4 protein-coding genes are annotated in these 5,577 nt (G+C 68.2%); 3 read left to right on the plus strand and 1 reads right to left on the minus strand.

Translation table 11 applies throughout. The features are described from left to right. Nucleotides 1-771, plus strand: a 771-nt coding sequence (locus ABZV34_RS36775; RefSeq protein ID WP_356286834.1) for a helix-turn-helix domain-containing protein, incomplete at its 5' end; no start/stop codon positions are given. 717 nt (nt 772-1,488) lie between these two features. Beyond that, a complete protein-coding gene (locus tag ABZV34_RS36780) occupies nt 1,489-2,376 on the plus strand; it encodes an SDR family oxidoreductase (protein WP_356286836.1) in 888 nt (295 codons plus the stop codon). Nucleotides 2,377-3,339: 963 nt separating this feature from the next. On the opposite strand, the gene ABZV34_RS36785 is transcribed toward ABZV34_RS36780, so the two are convergent. Further along, nucleotides 3,340-5,022: a PA14 domain-containing protein gene (locus tag ABZV34_RS36785; protein WP_356286839.1), complete on the minus strand. Its 1,683-nt coding sequence runs from the start codon at nt 5,020-5,022 to the stop codon at nt 3,340-3,342. A 372-nt stretch (nt 5,023-5,394) separates the two neighbouring features. Between ABZV34_RS36785 and ABZV34_RS36790 the strand changes: the two genes are divergently transcribed. After that, the coding region (locus tag ABZV34_RS36790) for a hypothetical protein (protein ID WP_356286842.1) at nt 5,395-5,577 on the plus strand (183 nt) is incomplete at its 3' end.

Below are 5,577 nucleotides of genomic sequence, written 5' to 3' on the forward strand. Positions count from 1 at the left end.
CTGCCCGCCGCCGAGGTCGCCAAGTTCGCCGAGCTGACCTTCGCCTACATCGACGAGCTCTCCGCCGCGAGCGCCGCGGGCCACGCCGACGAACTGGCCGCCCGGGGCCGGGCTCATGAGCGCCACCTGGAACAACTGGTCCGCGACCTCCTCGCCGACGCCAGCCCGGACGTGCTGCTGGCCTCCGCTCAACGGGCCGGGTGGCAGCCTTCGGTCTCACTGACCGCGGTCCTGCTGCCCGCCGCCCAGGCCCGGCCCGCCTACCGCGCGCTCGACCCGAGCACCCTCGTCCTCGACGACCTGCCGGACGCCTGCGGCGTGTTGCTCGTCCCCGATGCCGACCGATCACATCTCCTGAGGCAGATGACCGACCGCACCGCCGTGGTCGGCCCGGCCCGGCCATGGACTCGTGCGTCCGCCTCGTACGCACGAGCCGTACGCGCGCGCTCCCTCTCCCCTGATATTCGCGACACTGAGGACCACCTGCCCGAGCTGGTGCTGAGCGCCGACGGGGACGCGTTCGCAGACCTGCGTGCCCGAGCCCTCGCGCCGTTGCGGACCTTGCCTGTCGCGACCGCACGGCGGCTGGAGGAGACGTTGCGGGCGTGGCTGCTGCACCATGGCAGGAGGGACGAGGTGGCGGCTGCGTTGTTCGTCCATCCCCAGACCGTCCGGTACCGGATGTCGCAGCTGCGGGAGCTGTTTCCGGATCTCGGGTCGCCACACCGGCTCCTTGAACTGACGCTGGCGGTCGGTCTTCGGGCCGGCTGACGCGTTCTTCGACCGTCCACGACCGCGTCCGCGAACAGGGCGGTTGCAAGTTCCGGGAGCGTAGATCGTCCGTGTTCAGGGGGAGTTGACGTGGCAACAGCACAGGTATGAGACAGGTGATCATCAGGGTGTCTACACCAGCTGATCCCATCGAGGTCCCGTGCCTGCCGCTCCGTCCTCTCCGGTCCCTGCCGTTCTGGCGAAACTGGCTCCCCTCCACCAGCACGACACCGGCCGCCTGCGCGCCCACCTCCAGCGCGTACCCGACCCGCGTTCACGTCGCGGACGGTGCTATCCCCTGGCCGGACTGCCGACGTGGTCCTTTTGGGCATCCGGGACCGTCCTCGATGGGAGGCCGTCTTCGGCGCCGAGGATGGCCTGATCAGCTTCGAGACCGCTCAGGCCCGGGCCGCGTCCTCACCATCCCGGGCCCGTCCCCTGGCAGCCCGGTGCCCGCCACACCGCATCGCCCGGGAGGTCCTGCACCTGCCCTCCGGAGACCTGCGCGCGCGCCCGTACCGCGATCGGTACGCCGCCCTCCTCGATGTCGTGTGCGTCCGGCTCCCAGCACGGCCGGTATGCGTTGTTAGAGTAGTTATGTGGGGCCGAGGAGATGCAGTCGCTTCTTCGAGGGTGTTCCAGCAGCGAGCGTCGCCAGCCCGAGCGGCCGGTTTCTATCCTGCGACGCCGCGTCGGAGCAGCCATCTGGAGCCTCTCATGCGCGTATTCGTCACTGGAGCCAGCGGCAGCATCGGCTCAGTTGTCGTTCCCGAAACCATCGCTGCTGGTCACGAGGTCCTTGGCCTCGTCCGTTCCGATTCCGCGGCTACGGCCCTCTCCACCGCTGGCGGGACGCCGCTACGCGGCGACCTCACTGACCATGACAGCCTCCGCGCCGGCGTTGCCCGGGCCGCTGGTGTCATCAACCTGGCCTTTGGGAACGACTGGAGCAACTTGGAGCCCTGCATCGACGACGAAGCACGCGCTGTACAGACCTTCGCGGCCGCACTTGCAGGCAGTGGCAAGCCGTTCGTGCATGCCGGCCTCACTCCGATGATGCCGGGCCACACCTCCACCGAGGAGGACCCCGACACGATTGACGGTCCCGTCGGGGGACGCGGCCGAAATTCCCACGCGGTACTGACGCTGGCTGACCAGGGCGTGCGCACTTCTGTCGTGCGGCTGCCACGCTCCGTACATCAGCGCGGGTCGCAATACGGCTTCTGCTCGGTGCTCATCGCCGCCGCCCAGAAAACGGGTGTCTCCGCGTACGTCGGCGATGGCACGCAGCGCTGGCCAGCGGTCAACCGGGCCGACGCCGCTCGCCTGTTCCGCATCGCACTCGAGGACGCTGCGCCCGGCACCGTCCTGCACGCCGTAGCCGACGAGGGCGACTCGATGCGCTCGTTGGCCGAAGCTATCAGCGGCGTTCTCGCGGTGCCGATCGAGTCGGTGTCGCCTGACAGCTTCGGCCTCATCGGCCGCTTGTTCGCCCTCGACATGCCGTCGTCGAGCGCACTCACTCGGAAACGGTTCGCTTGGGAGCCCACCCACCCGAGTCTGACGGCTGACCTCGCCGCTGGCGACTATCCCGCCCTGGGCTGACGCCCTCGGGATGCCGCCGGAACCAAGCGGTTCCTGGTGGTCTGTCATATCGGCTGGTGTCACGCTGTCACCACTGTCCTGCTCAGCGGACGGCGGGTCTGCGCGGCAGCCTGCCGACCGCGGCGCCGACGCGAGCCCCTCCGCGCCGACGACCGCCGGGCGGGTGTGGCTCGTAGTGTCGGGCGAGCGGGTGCGGGTGGCACCGGGAGTCGAGGTGTGGCTGATGACAGACGGTTCGCACTGGACGGAGCCGGATCTGCCCATTCAGTCCCGCAGCGTCATCAGTGGCAACCTCGACGTGAGCAGCCCCGATACTCAACCCAAGCCGACGGCCGCACTTTCCTCTCGGGGACCTTCCACGGTGCGGGAGAACCGGGTGGCGTCGAGGTCGCCACCGAGGCAGAGATTGTGCACGTCACCGTGCCGACACTGGAGGGCAAGCCCGGTTGGGCGCCTGGTACGCGGTGACCCGGCTGCAGAACCCCCCGCGCGCCGCCGATGGGGCACCCTGGACGCTCACTGCCTACAGCTCATCAGGTGAAGTAGTCGCACGTCAGGAGTACCAGCCGTGAGGGCCCTGATGCGTATCAACGGCCGCCTGGTGAGCCGGCTTCACACCAGGCACAAACGGCGGCGCGCGGCGGCCTCCTGAGGGCCGCCACGCGCCGCCCGGGGACGATCGCGCGGCGAGGTGCATGTCGGGGAAATCTGCGCGCACCAGGCGGGTGAGCGGTTGGGTGCTGATGGCCGCGATGCCGTGAGGCTGTGACGTCTGGTAGGCGGCGTTGCCGCGAATGTCGATCCGCCCCGCTCCTCCGCGGCGCCTTCGATCAGCAGACGGTTTTCTTGTCCTTCCTGTCAGCCCGCCGTGGCAGCTGCGCGACTCTGCCCGGAAGTTCCCGGGCGATCATGCGTGGCCAGGATGCGGGGGAGCTTGTGATCGAGCCTGGCCGCCGGGTCAGGTCACGCCGCGGGTGCGGTGACGGCCCAGTCGCCGGCGGGCAGAGTTTCGGTGCCGTCAGATTTCACACCTGTCACCCAGTAGTAGCTGGTGGTGCCACGCCGGCCGCCGGTGTCGAAGTACTCGAAGGCCCCGGCGGGGGCCTCGTCGATCTTCTCGTAGGCGGCGGTGACAGGGTTCCATCGGTAGATGCGGAAGCCCAGCGCGGGTGCGGATGAGCCTTCCTCACCCGCACCGAGTCCGAACCACGTCAGACGGTTTCCTTCGGCGCCCTCTGCGGCGGAGGCCTCCAGACGCAAGGGCGAGCCTGCGGGCGTCGCGACGCTCGGTGTCATGTCGAACTCTGTCGCGGTCACGATCTGTGCCTCGCCGGTCGACTGGAAAGCGGAGTTCCCGGCTTCGTCGATGGCGTCGACGATGAAGCAGCTCTCCTCACCGTCGGGGACGGTGGTGTACGCGTACGAGGTGGTGTCGGCCGACACATAGAAGCCCGGGTAGAGGGAGCACACCTTCTCTTCGTCGTCTCCCCAGAGTTCGCCGCGGCGGACCACGTAGCGCGCCAGATCCGGGGTCGGGTTCGCGTCCCAACTCACCGCGAAACCGTATTCGGTCGGGACCACGGTGACTCCGGTGACGGCGGACGGCGGGGTGAGGTCCCTGCGCGTGCCGCTGACGGCAACGGACCGTGCGGACTCGTTGCCCGCCGCATCGAGGGCGGTCACGCGGTAGGAGTAACTCACGTCCTGGGCGGCCGAGGTGTCCACGAACGACACCGTGCCTGTACTGCCCACCTGGGTGTAGGTCCCCTGGGCGCCCGCCGCCCGGTAGACCCGGTACGACGCCGCTCCCTCGACCGCGCTCCACCGGACGCGCAGACCGGTGGACTCGCCGGCCGCGCTCAGCCCGGTGGGGACGGCGGGTGCGGTGCGGTCGACACTCGCCACGGCCTGGTCGGTGGAGCCCGCGGAGACGTTGCCCGCCTTGTCGTGGGCGCGGACCTCGTAGTAGTACACCTCGCCGCCGGCCGGCGGGCTGTCGGTGTACGAGGTGGAGGTGGTGGTGGCCAGCGGGGTGCTGCCGAAGGATGCGCCCTTCAGGCGGCGATAGACGCGGTAGCCGGCGAGGTCCATCTCGTTGTTCTTCGCCCAAGCGAGCTTCGCCTTGCCTGTGGTCTTGTCGTATGACACCGACGCGCCCGTCGGTGTGAGCGGCTTGACCTTATCGGCGGTCGTCGAAGTGTTGGGTGTGTAGCCGAACTTGACGTTCGCCGAGCCCGTCCAGTTGACGTAGTCCACGCGCAGGGTGTGCCTGCCCGCCGGGATCGTGATGTTGACGGTCTTCTTCGTCGTTGTCGAGCCGTTCTTCCACAGGTCGACCTTGCGGGAGTTGTCGACGTAGACGCGGATGCCGTCCTGGGCGGCGACCAAGAGGGTGAAGGGGCCGCCGGAGCCGAAGTCGCGGGTGACGCTCCAGCGGACCGCGAAGTTGTTCGTCGGCAGGCCGGAGGCGGGGGCCTTGGCGCCCCACTGTTCGTCGACCGTGCTGTCGCAGTCGGTCCGCTTCGGGGTGCCCGAGAAGGTGGTGTTCGCATAGAACTGCCGTTTGTACACCGGTGAGGTGCAGGTCGTCGCGGCCGACGCGGGGACGGCGGCGACGGTGAGCAGCCCGCCGGCGGTGGCGAGCACGACAGCGCTTGCGGACGCCGTGGACGTGCATCGTCGAGTTGAGTTCATTCGGCCCTCTGGTCGTGATCGGGACAGGAGTTCTGACCCGTGGTGATCACGACTCACAGGGACTGGGGTTGGTTGTACGGATCTTTACTTGCGAATGAACCTCGCTTGAATGAAGAGTCCGGAATATACATTTCGGTAGGGTTTAGTAGCCCTTTCATGGCTGCCTTCGGCTTCGATTCGCAGAGCCGCTTTATCACCAGTCGTCTCAGAGACTGAACGGGTCAGAACACGGATCGGCCGTAAGCTCCACAACAATTGCTTCATCGCGAGAGCTGCGGCGGCTTCTGCGCCGTCGCGGCTCCTCCTGCCCATAGTCGGGCCCGGGTGGCCTGGGTCGGTTTCGAGGCAGCGCGGGTGCAGGCCGCGTCCTTGCCCCAGGTGCACGTCTTGCACCACCAGGCGCGTTCCGTGCTAGGCCGTGTTTTTGTTTTTGTTACAGATGGTTGGAAGGCCGGGGTGAAAAAAAGAAAAAACGCCGAGGTGGGGGACGGTTTGGGGGTGGAGGGC

Source organism: Streptomyces sp. NPDC005195, from assembly GCF_040608315.1.
Lineage (GTDB): Bacteria > Actinomycetota > Actinomycetes > Streptomycetales > Streptomycetaceae > Streptomyces > Streptomyces kaempferi.

Excerpts from the sequence above, each read along its gene's own strand:
- ABZV34_RS36780 (WP_356286836.1), top strand. The coding sequence starts at position 1,489 with ATGCGCGTATTCGTCACTGGAGCCAGCGGCAGCATCGGCTCAGTTGTC.